Genomic DNA, 19,743 nt, shown 5'->3' on the forward strand with positions numbered 1-19,743 from the left:
GGGGCCTGACGCCTCAGCCGGCGTCCAAGCTGCGGCGTGCGCGAGTCTGCGCGGCGCGTGAGCCGAGCAGATCGTCGGCGGGGTAGCCGACGGCGGTGAGGGTGAGGCCGCGGGCCGCGAGCACCTTGACGTCGCTGGTGCGCACCCCGCCGTCGCGGATCGCGGCGACGTCCGCGACCTGCAGACGCCCTTCGCCGACCGCCGCGCACGCGCCGACGAGGGCGCGCACCATGCTGTGGCAGAACGCGTCGGCCTTCACACGCGCGATCAGGATGCCGCGATCGTCTCGACCCCAACCGAACTCCAGCAGGGTGCGGATGGTCGTCGCCCCCTCCCGCCACTTGCAGTACGCCGCGAAGTCGTGCAGACCGATGAGGGACCGCGCGGCGGCATCCATCGCCTCCACGTCCAGCGCGGCCTTCACGCTGGTCGTGCGCACCCGCTCGAGGGGATCGTATCCGGCGGTGCGATCGGCGATGCGGTACTCGTAGCGGCGCCAGACGGCCGAGAACCTCGCATCGAATCCGTCCGGCGCCACGGCGGTGCGGTGCACCACGACGTCGGGATACGCGCCGAGCACACCGTTGATGCGGGCAGCGAGCGCCTCGGCGGTGCCGGCGCGGCTCGCGGCCAGGCGCTCCTGCTGCCGATCGGTGAGATCGAGGTGGGCGACCTGCCCGGCCGCGTGCACACCGGCATCGGTTCGGCCGGCCACCACCAGCTGCGGATCGCCGCCGAGCACACGGGCCAGCGCCGTTTCGAGCGTGCCCTGGACGGTGCGCAGGCCCGGCTGACGCGCCCACCCGCGGAAGTCGGTGCCGTCGTAGGCGAGATCGAGGCGCAGACGCACGCCTCCCGGCGGATCGGTGACCACGCCGTCTGCCGTCACAGAGCGCCTTGGGACTGCGTGCCGGCCGGCACCGGGGTCATCGTCACGACTTCGGCGGGCCCGGTCACCAGGCCGGCGACGGCGGCCTGCAGAGCCTTCACGGCGTCGCCCTGTGCGTGCGCGGCGAGGGCGGCGGGCTCGGCCCATTTCTCGATCATGACGACCGTCCCGTCCGAGGCGGCGTGGATGGCGTACAGGAGGCATCCGTCCTCGGCGTGGACAGCGTGCATGGCGGCGCTGAGCGCCTCGATGAGCGCGGGGCGCTGACCCTCGACGGGGTGGAAGACGGCGGTGACGACGACGGTCATGGGAGGGGACCTCTCTTCTGGGTGTGGACGTACGTGGCCGGGCTCAGCCGAGGCGCTCGTCCACCTCGGCACGGGTGGGCGGGTTTGCACCGGCGCGCGAGACGGTGATGCCGGCGGTGACGGCGGCACGGCGAAGGGCCGCGGTGAAGGAGGCGGCGTCCTCGAAGATCGCGGGCTCGTCCAGCGCGCTGGAGATGAGGCTCGCCATGTACGCGTCGCCCGCGCCGATCGTGTCGGCGACCGTGACAGGCAGCGCATCGACGGCGCTCACGCCGCCGGGCCCGAGCCCAATCGCTCCCTCGCCACCGCGCGTCATGACCGTCAGGCGGGGCCCGTAGGCTGCGATCTGATGCAGCACGGACTCGGCATCCAGACCCGGATACAGCCATGCGGCATCTTCGTCGCTGAGCTTCACCAGATCGGCGGATGCCGCCGCCTGCGCGAAACGCGCCCGCGCGACCTCGTGCGCGCCGACCAGCGCGGGCCGGATGTTCGGGTCGAGGGTGACGAGCGCGGCACCGGTGTCGGCAGCGCGGCGCAGCACCTCCAGCACGGAGCTGCCGCCGGGCTCGAGGAACAGCGCGATCGAACCGGTGTGGACGATACGCGTCCCCTCCAGGGATGCCGTCGGCACGGCCCAGTCGATCGCGAACTCGTACTCCGCGGAACCGTCGGAACGCAGTCGTGCACGGGCCGTGGACGTCGGGGCATCCGTCCACGACGCCTCGTCGACGAGGGCGCCCGACTCGGTGATCTGGGCGGCAATGCGCTCTCCGCGCTCGTCGCGCCCCAGCCGCGTCAGAAGACGAACGGCGTGCCCCTGACGCGCAAGGCCGACGGCGACGTTGGCAGGGCTGCCGCCCACGAGCTCACGGTCACCCTCGGCGCTCCCGACGATGTCGATGAGCGCTTCACCGATGACCAGCACATCCGTATCCATGTGACCAGTCTGGCGCACCGCACGCGGCGTGCGCGCCCGTCATCAGCGGGCGATGCGGCGGACCCTTCGTGTTCAGGGAGGGTACGTACACTGGAAGATCCGCTCGCGCCGACCCGACGTGGCCGGCGCGGCGCCCGCACGGAACCCGACGGAACCACCACGGAATCTCAGCGCCCGCCATGACCTCCCCCCCTCCGGTACCGCGTTACGCCGGCCTCGACGGCCTGCGCGCGCTCGCCGTCATGCTCGTCGTCGTGTATCACCTGTTCCCCGGCTGGGTGCTGCACAGCGGCTTCGTCGGCGTCGACGTCTTCTTCGTCATCTCGGGTTTTCTCATCACGTCGCTGCTGCTGCGCGAACACGATCGCACCGGGCGCATCGCCCTCCTCGCCTTCTGGTCGCGCCGTGCCCGCCGGCTCCTGCCGGCGCTCGCCGTGGTGGTCACCGTGAGCGCGAGCGTCGCCTGGCTCGTCGGTGGCGATGTTCTGCTGGGACTCGGGCGGCAGGTGCTCGGCGCGATCACGTTCTCCTCCAACTGGGCATCCCTCTCCGCCGGGGCGTCGTACTTCGCGGGAACCCAGCCCGAGCTCCTGCGGAACCTCTGGTCGCTCGCCGTCGAGGAGCAGTTCTACGTGCTCTGGCCACTGCTGCTGCCCGTCTTCCTCCTGCTCCCGCGCCGCGGCATGCGCGCCGCGGTCGCTCTGGTCCTGGCCGCAGCGTCCCTGACATGGGCCGCACAGCTCGCGGTCGCGGGGGCGGGATCAGCCGCGGTCGACCTGACGCGCGCGTACTACGGCACCGACACCCACGCCTTCGGTCTGCTGATCGGCGTCGCGCTGGCGTTCGCGCTGGCGGGACGTACCGCCGGGAGCGCGTCGGCGCAAGAATCGATCGGCGGCGTCGTTCCCGCCTGGACCGCGGTCATCGGGGCCACGAGTGTGCTCGGCATCGTCGTCGTCGGAGCGGTGCCGGACGGCGCGGAGCAGTACCCACTCGTCCCGGCGGCTGCAAGCGCGCTGACAGCGGTCGCGATCGCGGCGGCGACGCACGCCGGCTCATGGCTCGGGCGCGCCCTCGACGTCGCGCCGCTGCGCTGGATCGGCGAACGCTCCTACGGCATCTACCTGTGGCACTGGCCCGTCGTCGTGCTGCTCGCGGTGGCGACGACCGGCGGCTTCCTCGAGCAGTCCGTCCCGGTCGCCGTCGGGCTCGGCGCCGCCGTGCTCACGTTGACCGTGTCCGCAGTCTCCTTCCGCCTGCTCGAACAGCCCGTCCGTCGGCTCGGGTTCCGGGGAGCCGGGCGGGCACTGTGGGCGCGCCTTCATTCGACGCCGTCACGGCGCTTCGGGGCGATCGCGACCGTGGGCGTCGGGGTCCTCGTTCTCGGCGGCACGACGGCCGCCGTCGCCGCCTCACCGCAGGTCAGCTCGAGCCAGGCGGTGGTCGAGGCGGGCCAGCGCGCGCTCGACGCGGCATCCGCCGCCCCCACCCCGCCGTCGGACAGCGCCGATGCCCCCCTGCCCACGCCGACGCCCACAGCGACGGAGGGCCCCGACGGCGAGCCGCTGCCTCCGGCGCCCGTCACCGTGAGCGGCAACCGGGTGACGGCCGTCGGCGACTCGGTGATGCTCGCCTCGGCCGGCGGCCTGCTCGCCGAGCTGCCGGGTGTGCAGATCGACGCCGAGGTGTCGCGCTCGATGTGGGCCGGCAGCAAGATCATCGACCGACTCTCCGATCAGGGCGCCCTGCGCGACTACGTCGTCGTGGGCCTCGGCACCAATGGCCCCGTGGACACTCAGGCACTCCAGGACATCTACGACCGCGTCGGCCGGGAACGCACGCTCGTGCTGGTCACCGCGTTCGCTCCCCGCGACTGGATCCCGGGCGTCAATGCCGAGCTGACCGCGTTCGCGGCGAGCCATCCCGGCGTCGTCATCGCCGACTGGTCCGGCGCGATCGCGCCGCACGCCGATGTGCTCGCCGGCGACGGCATCCATCCGGGCGAGACCGGCGGGCGCATCTACGCCGATACCGTCACCCACGCCGTCGATGCCGTAGCGAATCAGCGCGCGCAGACGCGGTATCAGGTGCAGTTGATCCGCTGGGCCACGACCCGGGCACTCGCCCCCGTGCCGCCCTCCTGAGCCGCTCCACGCCGCCGGCGGGAGCGCTGCCCGCGTCAGATGTGCGCCACCAGGGCGACGGACCGTTCGTCCGCCACGAAGCCCAGCCCCTCGTAGAGGGCGTCGGCGCCCGTCGGGCTCGCGGTGTCGACGTCGAGCACCGCCTTCTGCAGACCGGCATCGGCGATCGCGCGCAACGTCGCCGCGACGACCGCGGGAGCCAGTCCCTGCCGACGGCGCGCCCGCACGACACCGATGAGGTCGATGTACGAGTTCGAGGCGCCCAGACTCGCCCAGTCCTCCTCGTTCACCGACGCGAGACAGAAAGCGGCGATGGTGCCGTCGGCCTCGACGACCAGCCGGGACAGATCGGGGCGGAAGAACTCGCCGCCGACGAACTTGGCCCACGACTCGGGCTGGCTCGGCAGGCTTCCCCAGTGATCGCGGAACGCATCGTTGCGCGCCAGACGTGCGTCGTCATCACGATCGTGCGTGTACGCCACGATGCGCAGCCCGCTCTCCTGCGCCGCGGCCGGCAGCGACACCTCCGGCGCACCGTCGGTCAGATCCCGCAGCATCGTGGCGAACCAGCGTTCGGCGGCCAGACCCGCCGACTCGGCGAGCCTCTGATTGCCGCGGTTCGACTCCTCGGCGTACACCCGCAGCTGAGCGCTCCAGTCTTCGCCCGGCACGCCGGGCAGCGCGCCCGCGGCCTCCGCCAGCTGCTCGAGGCCGCGCGCGTACTGCCAGCCGAACACCGCGCTGCCGATCCCGCGGCGCCACAGCATCGGCAGCACCGCACCCGACAGGTGCACGTTCAGGGCGCCCTCGCGCGAAGGGTGGAGGAAGGAGCTTCCGAACGCGATCACCGTACTCTCGGCATCCAGCGCCAGCACGGTGTCGCGGGAGTGGTCGATGTGCGCAAGATCGAAGGTGTCGGCGACGTCGTCGCGCGGAGTGGTCCAGGTCGGGTGGTCGACACGGTCCGCCGCCACCATCACGGCGTGGACGGCGTCGATGTCGTCGGCCGTCGCAGTGCGCCACGACGCGACCTCCGGATGCCGTGGCAGCACCGGTCCGAGCTCGGATCCGGACCGGCGGCGGAACTGGTCGATGCGCGCACTCAGCGATGGCTCACTCACTCGGGCCACTGTAGTTGGGACGCGCGTGGGGCGCACGCGCGGAGCCGGCCGAGGCGCGAAAAGAGAAGGCCCGCACCCCTGACGGGCGCGGGCCTTCTCAAACGACAGCCGTGCTTACTTCGCGGCGTCCTCGGCAGCAGCCTCGGCCGCGGCGCCCTCCTCGGGCGACTCGGCACCTGCGGCGGCGGCGGCGTCGTCGGCGACGACCTCGTCCGCGGCATCCTGAGCCTCGTCGGCCTCGGCGACCGCCTCGGTGGCGGTCTCCTCGGCGACATCCTCATCCTTGGCCGGGGCGGCGACCGGAGCGGCCGCAGCCGCCTTCTTGGTCGACTTCGGCTTCGGGTTGACCGGCTCGAGGACGAGCTCGATCACGGCCATGGGCGCGTTGTCACCCTTGCGGTTGCCGATCTTCGTGATGCGGGTGTAACCGCCCTCACGCTCGGCGACCAGCGGCGCGATCTCGGCGAACAGCTCGTGGACGGCGTCCTTGTTGCCGAGCACGGACAGCACGCGACGACGAGCGTGCAGGTCGCCGCGCTTGGCGAAGGTGACCATGCGCTCGGCGAGCGGACGCAGGCGCTTGGCCTTGGTCTCGGTCGTCGTGATCGACTTGTGGGTGAACAGCGCCGAGGCCAGGTTGGCCAGCAGCAGACGCTCGTGGGCGGGGCCGCCTCCGAGGCGGGGACCCTTGGTGGGCTTGGGCATGTCAGTTACTCCAGAGGGAAAAGGTCAGCGAACCGGTCGGGGCCGGTGCGCACAGAAGGTCTTGCCGTTGCGAGCGCGGAGGCTCAGAGGGCCTCGTCGTCGTAGCCGCCGTAGAAGTGCGCACCGTCGAACCCGGGGACCGAGTCCTTCAGCGACAGGCCGAGGGAGACGAGCTTGTCGCGCACCTCGTCGACCGACTTCTGACCGAAGTTGCGGATGTTCATCAGCTGCGTCTCGGAGAGGGCGACCAGCTCGGACACCGTGTTGATGCCCTCACGCTTGAGGCAGTTGTACGAACGCACCGACAGATCGAGGTCCTCGATCGGCATCGACAGCTCGTTGGTGAGAACCTCGGCGACCGGCGCGGGGCCGATCTCGATGCCCTCGGCCTCGACGTTCAGCTCGCGGGCGAGACCGAACAGCTCGGTGAGCGTGCGACCGGCCGACGCGACGGCATCCCGCGGGGAGATCGACGGCTTGGCCTCGACGTCCAGGACGAGCTTGTCGAAGTCGGTGCGCTCACCGGCACGGGTCGCGTCGACGCGGTACGAGACCTTCAGGACGGGCGAGTAGATCGAGTCGATCGGGATCTGACCCGCCTCGGCGTACTCGTTGCGGTTCTGCGTGGCCGACACGTAGCCGCGGCCGCGCTCGATCGTGAGCTCCAGCTCGAACTTCGCCGAGTCGTTGAGCGTCGCGATGACCAGCTCGGGGTTGTGCACCTCGACACCCGCCGGAGCGGAGATGTCGGCAGCGGTGACCTCACCGGCGCCGGTCTTGCGCAGGTACGCGGTGATCGGCTCGTCGCGCTCCGAGGAGACGACCAGCTGCTTGATGTTGAGGATGATCTCGGTGACATCCTCCTTCACGCCCGGGATGGTGCTGAACTCGTGCAGCACGCCGTCGATGCGGATGCTGGTGACAGCCGCGCCGGGGATCGAGGACAGCAGGCTGCGGCGCAGCGCGTTGCCGATCGTGTAGCCGAAGCCTGGCTCCAGCGGCTCGATGACGAAGCGGCTGCGGAACTCGCCGATCTTCTCCTCGGTCAGAGTGGGACGCTGTGCAATGAGCACTATGTGTTCCTTTCCGTCACGTGCCCGCTATATGACACGTGCGATTGCAAGAGGTGTTGAGTTTTCAAAGGCGACGGATGCCGGGTGCCCCCGTCACACGGGGGCACCCGGCCCGGAAGTCAGACGCGGCGACGCTTCGGCGGGCGGCAGCCGTTGTGCGCCTGCGGGGTGACGTCGGAGATCGACCCCACCTCGAGGCCGGCGGCCTGCAGCGAGCGGATCGCGGTCTCGCGCCCCGAACCCGGGCCCTTCACGAAGACGTCGACCTTCTTGACGCCGTGCTCGGCGGCCTGGCGGGCAGCCGACTCGGCGGCCATGCCGGCGGCGTACGGGGTCGACTTGCGCGAGCCCTTGAAGCCCACTCCACCCGAGGACGCCCAGCTGATGACGGCGCCCGAGGGGTCGGTGATCGAAACGATCGTGTTGTTGAACGTCGACTTGATGTGGGCCTGGCCCAGCGCGATGTTCTTCTTCTCCTTGCGACGCGGCTTGCGCGCAGCAGTCTTGGCCTGTGCCATGTGTCTGTTCTCCTAAACCTGTACCGGGGGGCCGCGCTTACTTGCGGCCGGCCTTCTTCTTGCCGGCGACGGTGCGCTTCGGGCCCTTGCGGGTACGCGCGTTGGTCTTGGTGCGCTGACCGCGCACCGGAAGGCCGCGGCGGTGACGCAGACCCTCGTACGAGCCGATCTCGACCTTGCGGCGGATGTCGGCGGCGACCTCGCGGCGAAGGTCACCCTCCACCTTGTAGTTGCCTTCGATGTGGTCGCGCAGCGCGACCAGCTGGTCGTCGGTGAGGTCCTTGACGCGGATCGACTCGTCGATCTCGGTGGCCTTGAGGATCTCGACCGAACGGGTACGGCCGATGCCGTAGATGTACGTGAGGGCGATCACCACGCGCTTGTCGCGCGGGATGTCAACGCCGGCAAGACGTGCCATGCGGTTCTCCTAGGAGTAGTGGAGGTGTGGAGCAGGATCGGTGCCCGGGCCTCCGCCCCGAGGTGTCCCCTCCGAAGAGGCTCTGATCCTGCCTGTGTGCGTATTGAGTTGTGTCTTCGTCGTGAGGTGTCGACTCGGCCCTGCGGGCCTCACGCGTCCTCGAGCCGCGAGCGACTCAGCCCTGGCGCTGCTTGTGACGCGGGTTCGACTTGCAGATCACCATGACGCGACCGTGGCGACGGATGACCTTGCAGTGGTCGCAGATGGGCTTGACGGAGGGGTTGACCTTCATGATTTTCCTGTTCGCTGTCTTCGAGTCGGACGGGATGCCTCGGCATCCGCCCGCTCGTTACTTCTCGACCGGTCTAGCGGTAGCGGTAGACGATGCGACCGCGCGTGAGGTCGTAGGGCGAGAGCTCCACGACGACGCGGTCTTCGGGGATGATGCGGATGTAGTTCTGCCGCATCTTGCCGGAGATCGTGGCGAGTACCTTGTGTCCGTTGGTGAGCTCAACGCGGAACATCGCGTTGGGCAGCGCTTCAGACACGACGCCCTCGATTTCGATGACACCGTCTTTCTTAGCCATAGCCTCGCTGACGCTTGTGCAGACCGGTCGGTCTGCGGTGAGTGGGATGTGGTGCGGCGACACGCCAATGAAGGCGCAAGGCACCAAAGATTCAGTGTACGTGATAGAGGGCCGCACGGCAAACTGCCGTACGGCCCTCTCGCTCGTCTCAGACGCGCATCACGTCGTCAGCCCTTGAGGTTGGCGACGATGTCCGTCTGGGGGTTGAAGGTGACGTTCACGAAAGCACCGTTCACCACCAGCGTCGGTGTCCCCTTGGCGCCGTCGGGCAGACCGTGCGCCTGGACGAACTTGATGTACTTGCCCGAGGTGATCGCCTTCTCGAGATCACTCGTGACGTTGACGCCCGCGCCCTTGGCGATCGAGACGATCTGGTCGTCCGAGAGACCGGGCGAGCTCTCCTGCGGCTGGTTCTGGAACATCGCCTCCATGAACGCGTAGGCGTTGGCGGGGTCCGCCTCGGCGACGGCGAACATCGCACTGGCCGAGCGGCTGGAGAACTTCGTTCCCTGCGACGCCCGGTCGAGGATGGACACGGGGTGGATGTTGAGGGTGATCTTGTTGTCGGAGACGAGCTGCTTGATCGTCTCACCCTCGGTCTTCTCGAACTGGTTGCAGATCGGGCACATGAAGTCGACGTAGGTGTCGACGACGTCGGGGCCGCTGCCGAAGGAGATCGCACCGGTATCCGTGTTGATGTTGCTCGACGAAGGCTGCGCGCCGGGTCCGGAGCTGACGTTGTTCATCCACACGACAAGGCCGATGACCAGCGCGACCACGACGACGGCCGCCACGCTCACCCAGATCGCGAACCAGTTCCTCTTACCCGCTGCTGCCTGCGCCATAACCTCGATGCCTCTCCGATGTGCGGCTGTCGCCGCCGTTCTCCCATTGTGGCTCACACGGTCTTATGCGTTGCCCGTGAAAGCCGTGACTTCGCCCCCCAACCCGTGCCGAACCGCTATCTCTTCCGCGAGCCGCCATGTCCTCGCGCGCCCTTTCGCGTCGGTTCGGCACGTTCGTAGCGGCTCGGCGTGACTCGTCAGCGTTGCGGATGGATGCCGAACGCGCGCAGTGGGGTGCCCTGGGGAGGAGCCTTCACGCACCCCGCGAGCCGCTCCTGCGGCGCCGAACCGAAATGCTGCGGCGCCGAGGATGATGTCGGCTCGCGCGAAGGATGGCGGTTCGCGGGGAGGAGGGCGCGGGCAGTGGGGCGCTCAGGCGATGGGGGTCGGTGTGACGCCGAACGGGGCGAGGCCCGCCGCGCCGCCGTCGGCAGCGGTCAGCACCCAGATGCCGTTCTCGTGCACCGCGACGCTGTGCTCCCAGTGACTGCCGTCGCTGCCGTCGACGGTGGTGACCGTCCAGTCGTCGTCCTCGACGAAGGTCTCCTCAGAGCCGACGGTGACCATGGGCTCGATCGCGACGCACAGGCCCGGACGCACCGCGGGGCCCAGGTCGGACACCCGATAGTTGAAGATCGTCGGCCCCTCGTGCATCCGGCGGCCGATGCCGTGGCCGACGTAGTCGCGAAGGATGCCGTAGCTCTCCCCCGAGCGCTCGATGTAGCCCTGCACCGCGTCACCGATCTCTCCGACGCGCGACGCCGAGGCGAGCGCGGCCACCCCCGCCCAGAGCGAGCCCTCGGTCACCTGCGAAAGCCGCTGGCGCGACGCCTGCACAGCCGGATCCCCGCCGGGGACGACCACCGTGATGGCCGAGTCGCCGTTCCAGCCCTTGAACTGCGCACCGGCATCGATCGAGACGATGTCGCCCGGCTCGAGCACCCGCTCCCCGGGGATGCCGTGCACGACCTGATCGTTCACCGAGATGCAGGTCGTGTGGCGGTAGCCGCGCACGAGCTGGAAGTTCGACTCGGCCCCGCGGGCGAGGATGACCTCGGATGCCGCGGCATCCAGCTCAGCCGTGGTCACACCCGGGGCGATCAGTGCACGCACGGCATCCAGCGCGGCCGCCGTGATCAGGCCCGGCTCGACCATCGAGCGCAGCTGCGCCGGGGTCTTGTACAGGGAGCGACGAAGTCCCATCAGGAGGCGGCGATGCCGCGAGCTTCCAGCGCGGCCTGAATCTGGGCGTAGACCTCGTCCAGCGATCCGACGCCGTCGATCTGATCGACGATGCCCCGCTCGCGGTAGAGATCGAGGATCGGCGCGGTCTCGGACTCGTAGATGGCCAGACGCTTCGCGATCGATTCGGCGTTGTCGTCGGCACGGCCCTGCTCGGTCGCCCGCAGCGACAGGCGCTGGATGGACTCGTCGCGCGGCACGACCAACTCGATCACCGCCGTGAGCGGCTCGCCCCGCTCATCGAGGAAGCCGTCGAGGTCGCCGACCTGGCCGAGGTTGCGCGGGTAGCCGTCCAGCAGGAAGCCGTTCGCGGCATCCGCCTGAGCGAGCCGGTCGCGGACGATCTCCCCCGTCAGGGTGTCCGGCACGAGGTCGCCGGCGTCGATGATCGCCTTGACCTTCAGGCCGAGCTCCGTGCCTTCCTTGACGTTGGCGCGGAACACGTCCCCCGTCGAGACAGCGGGAATGCCGAGGGCATCGGCGATGCGCACGCCCTGGGTGCCCTTGCCCGAGCCCTGCGGTCCGATGATGAGCAGTCGCGCAGCGGTCATCGCAGCAGCCCTTCGTAGTGGCGCTGCTGCAGCTGGGCGTCGATCTGCTTGACCGTCTCCAGACCCACACCGACGATGATGAGGATCGACGCGCCGCCGAACGGGAAGTTCTGGTTAGCGCTGACCGTCGCGAGCGCCACCAGCGGCAGCAGCGCGATGAGGCCGAGGTAGATCGAGCCGGGCAGCGTGATGCGCGTCAACACGTAGTCGAGGTACTCGGCCGTCGGACGACCTGCACGGATGCCGGGGATGAACCCGCCGTACTTCTTCATGTTGTCGGCGACCTCGACGGGGTTGAAGGTGATCGCGACGTAGAAGTAGGTGAACCCGACGATGAGCAGGAAGTACAGCAGCATGTAGAGCGGGTGATCGCCCTTGGTGAGGTACTGCTGGATCCAGGTCACCCAGCCCGGGATGTTGCCGTTGGCGTCCGGCGTCTGATTGAACTGGGCTATCAGTGCCGGGATGTACAGCAGCGAGGAGGCGAAGATGACCGGCACGACACCCGCCATGTTCACCTTGATCGGGATGTACGTGTTCGTGCCGCCGAGGGTGCGACGCCCGACCATGCGCTTGGCGTACTGCACGGGGATGCGCCGCTGCGACTGCTCGACGAAGACGACGAGAGCGACGACGACGATGCCGACGGCCAGCACGAGGAGGAAGACCTCGAAACCGCGCGACGTGGCGATGGCCCACATGGCCGCCGGGAACTGCGCCGCGATCGAGGTGAAGATGAGGATGGACATGCCGTTGCCCACGCCGCGCTCGGTGACGAGCTCGGCGAACCACATGATGAGGCCGGTGCCGGCGGTCAGCGTGATGATCATCAGCAGCTGGGCCCACCACACATCGTTGGTCAGCAGAGCGTTGCACTCGGCGATGCCGGTCCTGCCGAACAGCTGGCCCGAGCGCGCCACGGTGACAAGTGTCGTGGACTGCAACAGCGCGAGGGCGATCGTCAGGTAGCGGGTGTACTGCGTGAGCTTGGCCTGACCGGCCTGCCCCTCCTTGTACAGCGCCTCGAAGTGCGGGATGACCACGCGCAGCAGCTGCACGATGATCGTCGCGGTGATGTAGGGCATGACGCCCAGGGCGAAGATCGACAGCTGGAGCAGCGCACCGCCGGAGAACAAGTTGACCAGCGAGAGCAGACCCTCACTCGCGGAACCGGTCTGCTGCAGGCAGGACTGCACGTTCGGGAAGCTCACGAAGGGCGCCGGAACGTGCGCACCGAGGCGATAGATGGCGATGATCGCGAGGGTGAAGAAGATCTTCCGCCGGAGATCCGGGGTGCGGAAGACCCGCGCGATGGCGCTGACGGCGCTGAACAAGGGGATTTCCTCCAGAGAGCTGACCGGTGTCTCGATGCGGATCCGAGGACACCGCTTCCAGAGTACGGCAACAGGGGCCGGAGGCTCGCCTCCGGCCCCTGCCGTGGAATTACTTGACCGAACCGCCTGCGGCGACGATCTTCTGCTCGGCCGAACCCGAGACCTTGTCGACGGCGACGGTGAGCTTGACCGAGATGTCGCCGGTGCCGAGCACCTTGACCTTCTCGTTCTTGCGCACCGCACCCTTGGCGACGAGGTCGCTGACGGTGACGTCGCCACCGGCCGGGTACAGCTCAGCCAGCTTGTCGAGGTTGACCACCTGGTACTCGACGCGGAACGGGTTCTTGAACCCGCGCAGCTTCGGCGTACGCATGTGCAGCGGCATCTGGCCGCCCTCGAAACCGGCCTTCACCTGGTAACGGGCCTTCGTACCCTTGGTGCCACGACCGGCGGTCTTGCCCTTCGAGCCCTCACCGCGACCGACACGGGTCTTTGCGGTGTTGGAGCCCGGGACCGGACGCAGGTGGTGGACCTTGAGCACACCGGGGCGCGACACCTCGGCATCCGCCTTCTTGGCGGGAGCCTTCTTCGCGGCCGGCTTCTCGGCGGTCTTCTTGGCAGCCGGCTTGGCGGCGGCCTTCTTCTCGGTGTTCTTCACAGCGACCTCTTCGGTCGCCTTCTCAGCCTTCTCGGCCATCAGTCGATCTCCTCAACCTTGACGAGGTGGGCGACAGCCTTGACGTAGCCGCGCGTCTGCGCGTCGTCGGGACGGACGACCGAGTCGCCGATCCGCTTCAGGCCGAGCGAACGCAGCGTGTCACGCTGGTTCTGCTTCTCGCTCACCTTGGACTTGACCTGGGTCACCTTGAGACGCGCGGCCATCAGGCACCTACCTTCGCAGCGGCCGCGGCGTCGGCCTCGGCACGGATCAGACGGGCCGGAGCCACCTGGTCGAAGTCGAGACCGCGACGCGCGGCGACCGCGCGGGGCTCCTCGAGCTGTTTCAGCGCCTCGACGGTCGCGTGCACGATGTTGATCGTGTTCGACGAACCGAGCGACTTGGAGAGCACGTCGTGGATACCGGCGCACTCGAGCACGGCGCGCACCGGGCCACCGGCGATGACACCGGTACCGGCGGCGGCCGGACGCAGGAGCACGACACCGGCAGCGGCCTCACCCTGCACCGGGTGCGGGATGGACGAGCCGGTGCGGGGCACGCGGAAGAAGTTGCGCTTGGCCTCTTCGACACCCTTGGAGATGGCGAGGGGGACCTCACGCGCCTTGCCGTAGCCGACGCCGACGAGACCGTTGCCGTCACCCACGACGACGAGCGCCGTGAAGCTGAAGCGGCGACCGCCCTTGACGACCTTCGACACGCGGTTGATCGTCACGACGCGCTCGAGGAACTGGCTCTTCTCGGCGTCGCGCGAACCACGGTCGCGGTTGGGGTTGCGCTCGCGACCGCCACGACGGGGCTCGCGGGCCTCGCGCTCGACGGGAGCGGTGGCCGCAGCCTGCTCGGTCACTTCGTTCTCCACATTCTGAGTAGTTGCATCGCTCACAGGTTCAGACCTCCCTCGCGGGCGCCCTCGGCGATCGCTGCGACACGGCCCGCGTAGCGGTTGCCACCGCGGTCGAACACGACGTCCGAGAAACCGGCCGCCTTGGCGCGCTCGGCGACGAGCTCGCCGACCTTGCGGGCCTTGGCGGTCTTGTCACCGTCGAACGTGCGCAGGTCCGACTCGAGAGTCGACGCCGACGCGACGGTCACGCCCTTGCTGTCGTCCACGAGCTGGACGAAGACGTGGCGGGCCGAGCGGGTGACGACGAGGCGCGGACGGGCCTCGGTGCCCACGACCTTCTTGCGAAGGCGCAGGTGACGACGCGAACGCGCGTCGCTCTTCGACTTGACAGCCATGATTACTTACCAGCCTTTCCGGCCTTGCGGCGAACGACCTCGCCCGCGTAGCGCACACCCTTGCCCTTGTAGGGCTCGGGCTTGCGGATCTTGCGGATGTTCGCGGCGGCCTCACCGACGGCCTGCTTCGAGATGCCGCTGACGGTGAGCTTGTTGTTGCCCTCGACGGTCAGCGTGATGCCGGCCGGCGCCTCGACGAGAACCGGGTGCGAGAAGCCGAGCGCGAACTCGACCGCCGTCCCCTTCTGCGCGACGCGGTAACCGGTGCCGACGACCTCGAGGCCCTTGGTGTAGCCCTGGGTGACGCCGATGATGTTGTTGTTGATGAGGGTACGGGTCAGTCCGTGCAGCGAACGCGACTCGCGCTCGTCGTCGGGACGCGAGACCAGAACCTGGTTCTCCTCGACCTTGACCTCGATGGGCTTGGCGACGGAGAGCGCGAGCTCGCCCTTCGGGCCCGTGACCGTGACATCCTGGCCGTCGACCGAAACGGTCACGCCGGCGGGGATGTCGATGGGAAGACGTCCAATACGCGACATGTCAGATCACCACACGTAGGCGAGGACTTCCCCACCCACGCCCTTCTGCTCTGCCTGACGGTCGGTGAGAAGACCGGAGGAGGTGGACAGGATCGCGACGCCCAGGCCGCCGAGAACCTTGGGGATCTCGGTCGAGCGTGCGTACACGCGCAGACCCGGCTTCGACACGCGCTTGATGCCGGCGATCGACCGCTCGCGGTTCGGGCCGTACTTCAACGTGAGGGTGAGGGTCTGGCCGACGCGGGCGTCGGAGACCTCCCAGCCGGAGATGTAGCCCTCCTGCTGGAGGATCTCGGCGATGTGGGTCTTGAGCTTCGAGCTCGGCAGCGACACGGAGTCGTGGTGCGCCGAGTTCGCGTTGCGCAGACGGGTCAGCATGTCAGCGACCGGGTCTGTCATCGTCATTTCTTGGTTTCCTTTGTTCAGCGGTTTCGGATGCCGTTACACGACAGCCGACCTTCTTGATGGACCGACCGGAGAGGTCGGGGGGTGTCAGGCCTGGTTCTCGTCCGTCTTGAACGGGAAGCCCAGCTGGCGCAGCAGCGACCGGCCCTCGTCATCCGTCTTCGCCGTGGTGACGATCGTGATGTCGAAGCCGCGGACGCGGTCGATCTTGTCCTGGTTGATCTCGTGGAAGACCGACTGCTCCTGCAGACCGAACGTGTAGTTGCCGTGACCGTCGAACTGCTTGGGCGACAGGCCGCGGAAGTCGCGGATACGCGGCAGGGCGAGGTTCACGAGACGGTCCAGGAACTCCCAGGCACGGTCACCGCGGAGGGTGACGTGCGCACCGATGGCCTGACCCTCGCGCAGCTTGAACTGCGCGATGGACTTGCGGGCCTTCGTGACGACCGGCTTCTGGCCGGTGATCTTGGTGAGGTCGTCGACCGCACCGTCGATCACCTTGGAGTCGCGAGCTGCCTCGCCGACACCGGTGTTCACGACGACCTTGACGATCCCGGGGATCTGCATGACGTTGGCGTAGCCGAACTCGTCCTGCAGGGCCTTCTTGATCTCGCCCTGGTACTTCTGCTTCAGGCGGGGCTGGATCTTGCCAGCCGCCGCGGCAGTGGTGCTGCTCATGTTCAGAGGTCCTTGCCGCTCTTCTTCGCGTAGCGCACGCGGACGGTGCGCTTCACGCCATCCTTCGTCTGCTCCTCGACACGGTGACCGACCTTGGTCGGCTTCTTGGTCGAGGGGTCGACGAGGGCGACGTTGGAGATGTGGATCGGGGCTTCCATCGTCTCGATGCCGCCCGTCTTGGTGCCGCGCTGGGACTGACCCACACGGTTGTGCTTCGTGACGTAGTTGACGCCCTCGACGATGACGCGGTTCTGCTCGACGAGAACGTCGAGAACCTTGCCCTGCTTGCCGCGGTCGCCGCCCTTGTCCTGCTTCTTGCCAGTGATGACCTGAACCAGGTCACCCTTCTTGATCTTGGCCATGACGGTCAGATCACCTCCGGTGCGAGCGACACGATCTTCATGAACTTCTTGTCACGAAGCTCACGGCCGACCGGTCCGAAGATGCGGGTGCCGCGGGGCTCCCCGTCGTTCTTCAGGATGACGGCGGCGTTCTCGTCGAACTTGATGTAGGAGCCGTCGGGACGACGGACCTCCTTCTTGGTGCGAACGATGACGGCCTTGACCACATCGCCCTTCTTGACGTTGCCGCCGGGGATCGCGTCCTTGACGGTCGCGACGATGATGTCGCCGAGACCGGCGTAACGGCGGTTGGAACCGCCGAGCACACGGATCGTGAGCAGCTCCTTGGCGCCGGTGTTGTCGGCGACCTTGAGGCGGGACTCAGTCTGGATCATTTCTTACTTCGCCTTCTCGAGGATCTCGACCAGACGCCACCGCTTGGTGGCGCTGAGCGGCCGGGTCTCGTTGATCAGCACGAGGTCGCCGATGCCGGCGCTGTTCTGCTCGTCGTGGGCCTTGACCTTCGACGTGCGACGGATGACCTTGCCGTAGAGCGGGTGCTTCACGCGGTCCTCGACCTCGACGACGATCGTCTTGTCCATCTTGTCGCTGACGACGTAGCCGCGACGCGACTTGCGGTAGCCACGGGCGTTCGCATCGCGCACGTCGTGAGCGGCCGACTCGTGACCGGCAGCGGGCGCCTCGACGACAGCCTCGGCGGCCGGCGCCTTCTTGGCGGCCTTCTTCTCGGTGGTCTCAGCCATCACTCGGCCTCTTCCTTCGTGGCCTCGGCAGCGTCATCCGCCTTCTTGGCCTTCGTCTTCTTCGCCTTGGACGCGACCTCGACGGGCGCGGGCGTGGCACGGATGCCCAGCTCGCGCTCGCGGATCACGGTGTAGAGCCGCGCGATGTCGCGCTTGACCGCGCGGATGCGGCCGTGGCTCTCGAGCTGGCCGGTAGCCGACTGGAAGCGCAGGTTGAACAGCTCTTCCTTGGCCTTGCGCAGCTCTTCGACGAGGCGCTGGTCCTCGAACGTGTCCAGCTCGCTCGGAGCGAGCGTCTTGGTTCCGACGGCCATTACGCGTCGCCCTCCTCGCGCTTGATGATGCGTGCCTTCAGGGGCAGCTTGTGGATTGCACGGGTGAGCGCCTCGCGAGCGAGCTGCTCGTTGACGCCCGCGACCTCGAACAGGACGCGACCCGGCTTGACGTTGGCGACCCACCACTCCGGCGAACCCTTACCGGAACCCATGCGGGTTTCGGCCGGCTTCTTGGTGAGCGGACGGTCGGGGTAGATGTTGATCCACACCTTGCCGCCACGCTTGATGTGACGGGTCATCGCGATACGAGCGGACTCGATCTGACGGTTGGTCACATACGCGGGGGTGAGGGCCTGGATGCCGAACTCGCCGAAGGAGACCTTCGTGCCGCCGGTGGCCTGGCCCGAGCGCCCCGGGTGGTGCTGCTTGCGGTACTTGACCTTACGGGGAATAAGCATTATGCCGATGCTCCTTCTGCGACGGGCGCCTCGTTGCGGGGCGCGCGACGACGGTCGCCACCACGGTCGTCACGACCGCGAGGCGCCTTCGGCGCGTTGGCCTGCTCGCGAGCGAGCTCCTTGTTGGTGAGGTCGCCCTTGTAGATCCAGACCTTCACACCGATGCGGCCGAAGGTGGTCTTGGCCTCGTAGAAGCCGTAGTCGATGTTCGCGCGCAGCGTGTGCAGCGGCACACGACCCTCGCGGTAGAACTCCGAGCGGCTCATCTCGGCGCCGCCGAGGCGGCCCGAGACCTGGATGCGGATGCCCTTGGCGCCGGCGCGCTGCGCGCCCTGCAGACCCTTGCGCATCGCGCGGCGGAAGGCCACGCGGGCGGAGAGCTGCTCGGCGATGCCCTGGGCGACCAGCTGAGCGTCGGCCTCGGGGTTCTTGACCTCGAGGATGTTCAGCTGGATCTGCTTGCCCGTGAGCTTCTCGAGGTCGGCACGGATGCGCTCGGCCTCGGCGCCGCGGCGTCCGATGACGATGCCGGGGCGGGCGGTGTGGATGTCGACGCGGACACGGTCACGCGTGCGCTCGATCTCGATCCCGCTCACGCCGGCGCGGTCCAGCTGCGTCTGGAGGAGCTTGCGGATCTTGATGTCCTCGGCCACGTAGTCGGCGTAACGCTGGCCCGGCTTCGTGGAGTCGGAGAACCAACGCGACACGTGGTCCGTGGTGATGCCGAGGCGGAAGCCGTAGGGGTTGACCTTCTGTCCCATTACTTGCTCGCCTTCTTGCTGGTCTCGGCAACCTCGGGGGTCGCGAGCTGGATGGTGATGTGGCTCGTGCGCTTCTTGATCTGGAAGGCGCGACCCTGGGCGCGGGGACGGAAGCGCTTGAGCGTCGACCCCTCGTCCACGTACGCGTTGGCCACGTACAGGTCCTGCTCGTCCAGGAACTCGCTGTCCTTGTCGGCCTTCACGCGGGCGTTGGCGATCGCCGACTCCACGAGCTTGTAAATCGGCTCACTGGCAGCCTGCGGGGCGAACTTCAGGATGGCCAGGGCCTCCTGAGCCTGCTTTCCCTTGATCAGCGCGACGACACGACGAGCCTTCTGAGGGGTCACGCGGATGTGCTTCACGCGTGCGATGGATTCCACCATTTCTCTCCTCCTCTAGTCCTCTCTGGAACGCCACCGCGTCAGCGGCGGCGACCCTTCTTGTCGTCCTTCTCGTGGCCGCGGAAGGTGCGGGTGGGCGCGAACTCGCCCAGCTTGTGACCGACCATGGTCTCGGACACGAACACGGGGATGTGCTTGCGTCCGTCGTGCACCGCGATGGTGTGTCCCAGCATGGCGGGGATGATCATCGAACGGCGCGACCAGGTCTTGATGACGTTCTTGGTGCCGGCATCGTTCTGCGAGACGACCTTGCGAAGCAGGTGCTCGTCGACGAAGGGGCCCTTCTTCAGGCTGCGAGGCATCTTCCTCTACTCCTACTTGCGCTTCTTGCCGGCGTTGCGACGACGGACGATGTACTTGTCGCTTTCCTTGTTGGCGTGGCGGGTGCGACCCTCAGCCTGGCCCCAAGGAGAAACGGGGTGACGTCCACCGGACGTCTTGCCCTCACCACCACCGTGGGGGTGGTCGACCGGGTTCATCGCGACACCGCGGACGGTCGGGCGGATGCCCTTCCAGCGGTTGCGGCCG

Annotated in this window: 30 protein-coding genes and 1 pseudogene; 1 reads left to right on the forward strand and 30 read right to left on the reverse strand. The window is 68.2% G+C overall.

Going from position 1 to position 19,743, the window contains the following annotated elements; genetic code table 11:
- Positions 1-13: 13 nt before the first annotated feature.
- From truA to BGN98_RS12485, 3 genes are read right to left on the reverse strand one after another with little or no spacing between them, the layout of a single operon-like run.
- A complete protein-coding gene (gene truA / locus BGN98_RS12475; RefSeq protein WP_288121575.1) occupies positions 14-889 on the reverse strand; it encodes a tRNA pseudouridine(38-40) synthase TruA in 876 nt (291 codons plus the stop codon).
- Positions 886-1,197, reverse strand: a complete 312-nt coding sequence (locus tag BGN98_RS12480; RefSeq protein WP_005050484.1) for a putative quinol monooxygenase — start codon at positions 1,195-1,197, stop codon at positions 886-888. Before BGN98_RS12480 ends, truA begins: the two co-directional genes overlap by 4 nt.
- A gap of 43 nt (positions 1,198-1,240) precedes the next feature.
- On the reverse strand, positions 1,241-2,137 hold the full coding sequence (locus BGN98_RS12485; protein ID WP_288121576.1) for a carbohydrate kinase family protein: 897 nt from the start codon (positions 2,135-2,137) through the stop codon (positions 1,241-1,243).
- A 179-nt stretch (positions 2,138-2,316) separates the two neighbouring features.
- Between BGN98_RS12485 and BGN98_RS12490 the strand changes: the two genes are divergently transcribed.
- Positions 2,317-4,281: an acyltransferase family protein gene (locus BGN98_RS12490; RefSeq protein ID WP_288121577.1), complete on the forward strand. Its 1,965-nt coding sequence runs from the start codon at positions 2,317-2,319 to the stop codon at positions 4,279-4,281.
- Between the two features lie 35 nt (positions 4,282-4,316).
- Here the strand turns inward: BGN98_RS12490 and BGN98_RS12495 are convergent, their stop codons facing one another.
- The 27 genes and pseudogenes from BGN98_RS12495 to BGN98_RS12625 all read right to left on the reverse strand — a co-directional run.
- On the reverse strand, positions 4,317-5,402 hold the full coding sequence (locus BGN98_RS12495) for a GNAT family N-acetyltransferase (RefSeq protein WP_288121578.1): 1,086 nt from the start codon (positions 5,400-5,402) through the stop codon (positions 4,317-4,319).
- A gap of 114 nt (positions 5,403-5,516) precedes the next feature.
- Complete coding sequence (gene rplQ / locus BGN98_RS12500; RefSeq protein WP_288121579.1) at positions 5,517-6,107, reverse strand: 50S ribosomal protein L17; 591 nt, start codon at positions 6,105-6,107, stop codon at positions 5,517-5,519.
- Between the two features lie 83 nt (positions 6,108-6,190).
- Positions 6,191-7,180: a DNA-directed RNA polymerase subunit alpha gene (locus BGN98_RS12505; RefSeq protein ID WP_005050489.1), complete on the reverse strand. Its 990-nt coding sequence runs from the start codon at positions 7,178-7,180 to the stop codon at positions 6,191-6,193.
- A gap of 119 nt (positions 7,181-7,299) precedes the next feature.
- Complete coding sequence (rpsK, locus tag BGN98_RS12510) at positions 7,300-7,698, reverse strand: 30S ribosomal protein S11 (protein ID WP_005050490.1); 399 nt, start codon at positions 7,696-7,698, stop codon at positions 7,300-7,302.
- 37 nt (positions 7,699-7,735) lie between these two features.
- Positions 7,736-8,116: a 30S ribosomal protein S13 gene (gene rpsM / locus BGN98_RS12515; RefSeq protein WP_036320304.1), complete on the reverse strand. Its 381-nt coding sequence runs from the start codon at positions 8,114-8,116 to the stop codon at positions 7,736-7,738.
- A 175-nt stretch (positions 8,117-8,291) separates the two neighbouring features.
- Positions 8,292-8,408, reverse strand: a complete 117-nt coding sequence (rpmJ, locus tag BGN98_RS12520) for a 50S ribosomal protein L36 (protein WP_005050492.1) — start codon at positions 8,406-8,408, stop codon at positions 8,292-8,294.
- Positions 8,409-8,481: 73 nt separating this feature from the next.
- Complete coding sequence (gene infA / locus BGN98_RS12525; protein ID WP_005050493.1) at positions 8,482-8,703, reverse strand: translation initiation factor IF-1; 222 nt, start codon at positions 8,701-8,703, stop codon at positions 8,482-8,484.
- Positions 8,704-8,870: 167 nt separating this feature from the next.
- On the reverse strand, positions 8,871-9,548 hold the full coding sequence (locus BGN98_RS12530) for a DsbA family protein (protein WP_016463563.1): 678 nt from the start codon (positions 9,546-9,548) through the stop codon (positions 8,871-8,873).
- 372 nt (positions 9,549-9,920) lie between these two features.
- A complete protein-coding gene (map, locus tag BGN98_RS12535) occupies positions 9,921-10,751 on the reverse strand; it encodes a type I methionyl aminopeptidase (RefSeq protein ID WP_288121580.1) in 831 nt (276 codons plus the stop codon).
- Positions 10,751-11,341: an adenylate kinase gene (locus tag BGN98_RS12540; protein ID WP_288121581.1), complete on the reverse strand. Its 591-nt coding sequence runs from the start codon at positions 11,339-11,341 to the stop codon at positions 10,751-10,753. Before BGN98_RS12540 ends, map begins: the two co-directional genes overlap by 1 nt.
- Positions 11,338-12,675: a preprotein translocase subunit SecY gene (gene secY / locus BGN98_RS12545; protein WP_288121582.1), complete on the reverse strand. Its 1,338-nt coding sequence runs from the start codon at positions 12,673-12,675 to the stop codon at positions 11,338-11,340. Before secY ends, BGN98_RS12540 begins: the two co-directional genes overlap by 4 nt.
- Before the next feature lie 109 nt (positions 12,676-12,784).
- Positions 12,785-13,372, reverse strand: coding sequence for a 50S ribosomal protein L15 (gene rplO, locus BGN98_RS12550; RefSeq protein ID WP_288121583.1), 588 nt, complete (start codon positions 13,370-13,372; stop codon positions 12,785-12,787).
- Positions 13,372-13,557, reverse strand: coding sequence for a 50S ribosomal protein L30 (rpmD, locus tag BGN98_RS12555; protein WP_005050499.1), 186 nt, complete (start codon positions 13,555-13,557; stop codon positions 13,372-13,374). Before rpmD ends, rplO begins: the two co-directional genes overlap by 1 nt.
- A complete protein-coding gene (gene rpsE, locus BGN98_RS12560; protein WP_269429743.1) occupies positions 13,557-14,201 on the reverse strand; it encodes a 30S ribosomal protein S5 in 645 nt (214 codons plus the stop codon). Before rpsE ends, rpmD begins: the two co-directional genes overlap by 1 nt.
- Before the next feature lie 32 nt (positions 14,202-14,233).
- Positions 14,234-14,593: a 50S ribosomal protein L18 gene (rplR, locus tag BGN98_RS12565; RefSeq protein WP_005050501.1), complete on the reverse strand. Its 360-nt coding sequence runs from the start codon at positions 14,591-14,593 to the stop codon at positions 14,234-14,236.
- Between the two features lie 2 nt (positions 14,594-14,595).
- Entirely contained in the window at positions 14,596-15,132 is a 537-nt protein-coding gene (rplF, locus tag BGN98_RS12570) for a 50S ribosomal protein L6 (protein ID WP_288121584.1), read from the reverse strand.
- A gap of 6 nt (positions 15,133-15,138) precedes the next feature.
- Complete coding sequence (rpsH, locus tag BGN98_RS12575) at positions 15,139-15,537, reverse strand: 30S ribosomal protein S8 (RefSeq protein WP_005050503.1); 399 nt, start codon at positions 15,535-15,537, stop codon at positions 15,139-15,141.
- A gap of 87 nt (positions 15,538-15,624) precedes the next feature.
- Positions 15,625-16,215, reverse strand: a complete 591-nt coding sequence (rplE, locus tag BGN98_RS12580; protein WP_036284609.1) for a 50S ribosomal protein L5 — start codon at positions 16,213-16,215, stop codon at positions 15,625-15,627.
- 2 nt (positions 16,216-16,217) lie between these two features.
- Positions 16,218-16,577 (reverse strand): 50S ribosomal protein L24, encoded by a 360-nt coding sequence (rplX, locus tag BGN98_RS12585; protein WP_005050505.1) that lies wholly within the window; start codon positions 16,575-16,577, stop codon positions 16,218-16,220.
- A 5-nt stretch (positions 16,578-16,582) separates the two neighbouring features.
- On the reverse strand, positions 16,583-16,951 hold the full coding sequence (gene rplN / locus BGN98_RS12590; protein WP_005050506.1) for a 50S ribosomal protein L14: 369 nt from the start codon (positions 16,949-16,951) through the stop codon (positions 16,583-16,585).
- Positions 16,952-16,954: 3 nt separating this feature from the next.
- Positions 16,955-17,320 (reverse strand): 30S ribosomal protein S17, encoded by a 366-nt coding sequence (gene rpsQ, locus BGN98_RS12595; RefSeq protein WP_005050507.1) that lies wholly within the window; start codon positions 17,318-17,320, stop codon positions 16,955-16,957.
- On the reverse strand, positions 17,320-17,634 hold the full coding sequence (gene rpmC / locus BGN98_RS12600) for a 50S ribosomal protein L29 (protein ID WP_005050508.1): 315 nt from the start codon (positions 17,632-17,634) through the stop codon (positions 17,320-17,322). Before rpmC ends, rpsQ begins: the two co-directional genes overlap by 1 nt.
- Positions 17,634-18,053, reverse strand: coding sequence for a 50S ribosomal protein L16 (gene rplP / locus BGN98_RS12605; protein WP_029145865.1), 420 nt, complete (start codon positions 18,051-18,053; stop codon positions 17,634-17,636). The genes rpmC and rplP overlap by 1 nt, the downstream gene beginning before the upstream one ends.
- Positions 18,053-18,814, reverse strand: coding sequence for a 30S ribosomal protein S3 (gene rpsC, locus BGN98_RS12610; RefSeq protein WP_005050510.1), 762 nt, complete (start codon positions 18,812-18,814; stop codon positions 18,053-18,055). The genes rplP and rpsC overlap by 1 nt, the downstream gene beginning before the upstream one ends.
- Positions 18,814-19,197: a 50S ribosomal protein L22 gene (gene rplV / locus BGN98_RS12615; protein WP_005050511.1), complete on the reverse strand. Its 384-nt coding sequence runs from the start codon at positions 19,195-19,197 to the stop codon at positions 18,814-18,816. Before rplV ends, rpsC begins: the two co-directional genes overlap by 1 nt.
- 38 nt (positions 19,198-19,235) lie before the next feature.
- Entirely contained in the window at positions 19,236-19,517 is a 282-nt protein-coding gene (gene rpsS, locus BGN98_RS12620) for a 30S ribosomal protein S19 (protein WP_005050512.1), read from the reverse strand.
- A 12-nt stretch (positions 19,518-19,529) separates the two neighbouring features.
- A pseudogene (locus BGN98_RS12625) lies at positions 19,530-19,743 on the reverse strand (50S ribosomal protein L2); the annotation flags it as partial.

Source organism: Microbacterium sp. 69-7 (assembly GCF_001897985.1).
GTDB classification, from domain to species: domain Bacteria; phylum Actinomycetota; class Actinomycetes; order Actinomycetales; family Microbacteriaceae; genus Microbacterium; species Microbacterium laevaniformans.

Bases quoted from the DNA above. Each gene is read 5' to 3' on its own strand.
- rplV (WP_005050511.1), bottom strand. From the start codon at position 19,197: ATGGTGGAATCCATCGCACGCGTGAAGCACATCCGCGTGACCCCTCAG.
- rpmJ (WP_005050492.1), bottom strand. From the start codon at position 8,408: ATGAAGGTCAACCCCTCCGTCAAGCCCATCTGCGACCACTGCAAGGTC.
- BGN98_RS12480 (WP_005050484.1), bottom strand. From the start codon at position 1,197: ATGACCGTCGTCGTCACCGCCGTCTTCCACCCCGTCGAGGGTCAGCGC.
- rpsC (WP_005050510.1), bottom strand. From the start codon at position 18,814: ATGGGACAGAAGGTCAACCCCTACGGCTTCCGCCTCGGCATCACCACG.
- rpsM (WP_036320304.1), bottom strand. From the start codon at position 8,116: ATGGCACGTCTTGCCGGCGTTGACATCCCGCGCGACAAGCGCGTGGTG.
- rplQ (WP_288121579.1), bottom strand. From the start codon at position 6,107: ATGCCCAAGCCCACCAAGGGTCCCCGCCTCGGAGGCGGCCCCGCCCAC.
- rpmD (WP_005050499.1), bottom strand. From the start codon at position 13,557: ATGGCCGCGCGTCTCAAGGTGACCCAGGTCAAGTCCAAGGTGAGCGAG.
- rpsH (WP_005050503.1), bottom strand. From the start codon at position 15,537: ATGACGATGACAGACCCGGTCGCTGACATGCTGACCCGTCTGCGCAAC.
- BGN98_RS12530 (WP_016463563.1), bottom strand. From the start codon at position 9,548: ATGGCGCAGGCAGCAGCGGGTAAGAGGAACTGGTTCGCGATCTGGGTG.
- rplF (WP_288121584.1), bottom strand. From the start codon at position 15,132: ATGTCGCGTATTGGACGTCTTCCCATCGACATCCCCGCCGGCGTGACC.
- rpsQ (WP_005050507.1), bottom strand. From the start codon at position 17,320: ATGGCTGAGACCACCGAGAAGAAGGCCGCCAAGAAGGCGCCGGCCGCC.
- map (WP_288121580.1), bottom strand. From the start codon at position 10,751: ATGGGACTTCGTCGCTCCCTGTACAAGACCCCGGCGCAGCTGCGCTCG.
- rpmC (WP_005050508.1), bottom strand. From the start codon at position 17,634: ATGGCCGTCGGAACCAAGACGCTCGCTCCGAGCGAGCTGGACACGTTC.
- rplE (WP_036284609.1), bottom strand. From the start codon at position 16,215: ATGAGCAGCACCACTGCCGCGGCGGCTGGCAAGATCCAGCCCCGCCTG.
- rplN (WP_005050506.1), bottom strand. From the start codon at position 16,951: ATGATCCAGACTGAGTCCCGCCTCAAGGTCGCCGACAACACCGGCGCC.
- infA (WP_005050493.1), bottom strand. From the start codon at position 8,703: ATGGCTAAGAAAGACGGTGTCATCGAAATCGAGGGCGTCGTGTCTGAA.
- rpsS (WP_005050512.1), bottom strand. From the start codon at position 19,517: ATGCCTCGCAGCCTGAAGAAGGGCCCCTTCGTCGACGAGCACCTGCTT.
- rplR (WP_005050501.1), bottom strand. From the start codon at position 14,593: ATGGCTGTCAAGTCGAAGAGCGACGCGCGTTCGCGTCGTCACCTGCGC.
- rpsK (WP_005050490.1), bottom strand. From the start codon at position 7,698: ATGGCACAGGCCAAGACTGCTGCGCGCAAGCCGCGTCGCAAGGAGAAG.
- rplO (WP_288121583.1), bottom strand. From the start codon at position 13,372: ATGGCCGAGAAGGCTGAGAAGGCGACCGAAGAGGTCGCTGTGAAGAAC.
- BGN98_RS12540 (WP_288121581.1), bottom strand. From the start codon at position 11,341: ATGACCGCTGCGCGACTGCTCATCATCGGACCGCAGGGCTCGGGCAAG.
- BGN98_RS12490 (WP_288121577.1), top strand. From the start codon at position 2,317: ATGACCTCCCCCCCTCCGGTACCGCGTTACGCCGGCCTCGACGGCCTG.
- rplX (WP_005050505.1), bottom strand. From the start codon at position 16,577: ATGGCCAAGATCAAGAAGGGTGACCTGGTTCAGGTCATCACTGGCAAG.
- BGN98_RS12485 (WP_288121576.1), bottom strand. From the start codon at position 2,137: ATGGATACGGATGTGCTGGTCATCGGTGAAGCGCTCATCGACATCGTC.
- rplP (WP_029145865.1), bottom strand. From the start codon at position 18,053: ATGCTTATTCCCCGTAAGGTCAAGTACCGCAAGCAGCACCACCCGGGG.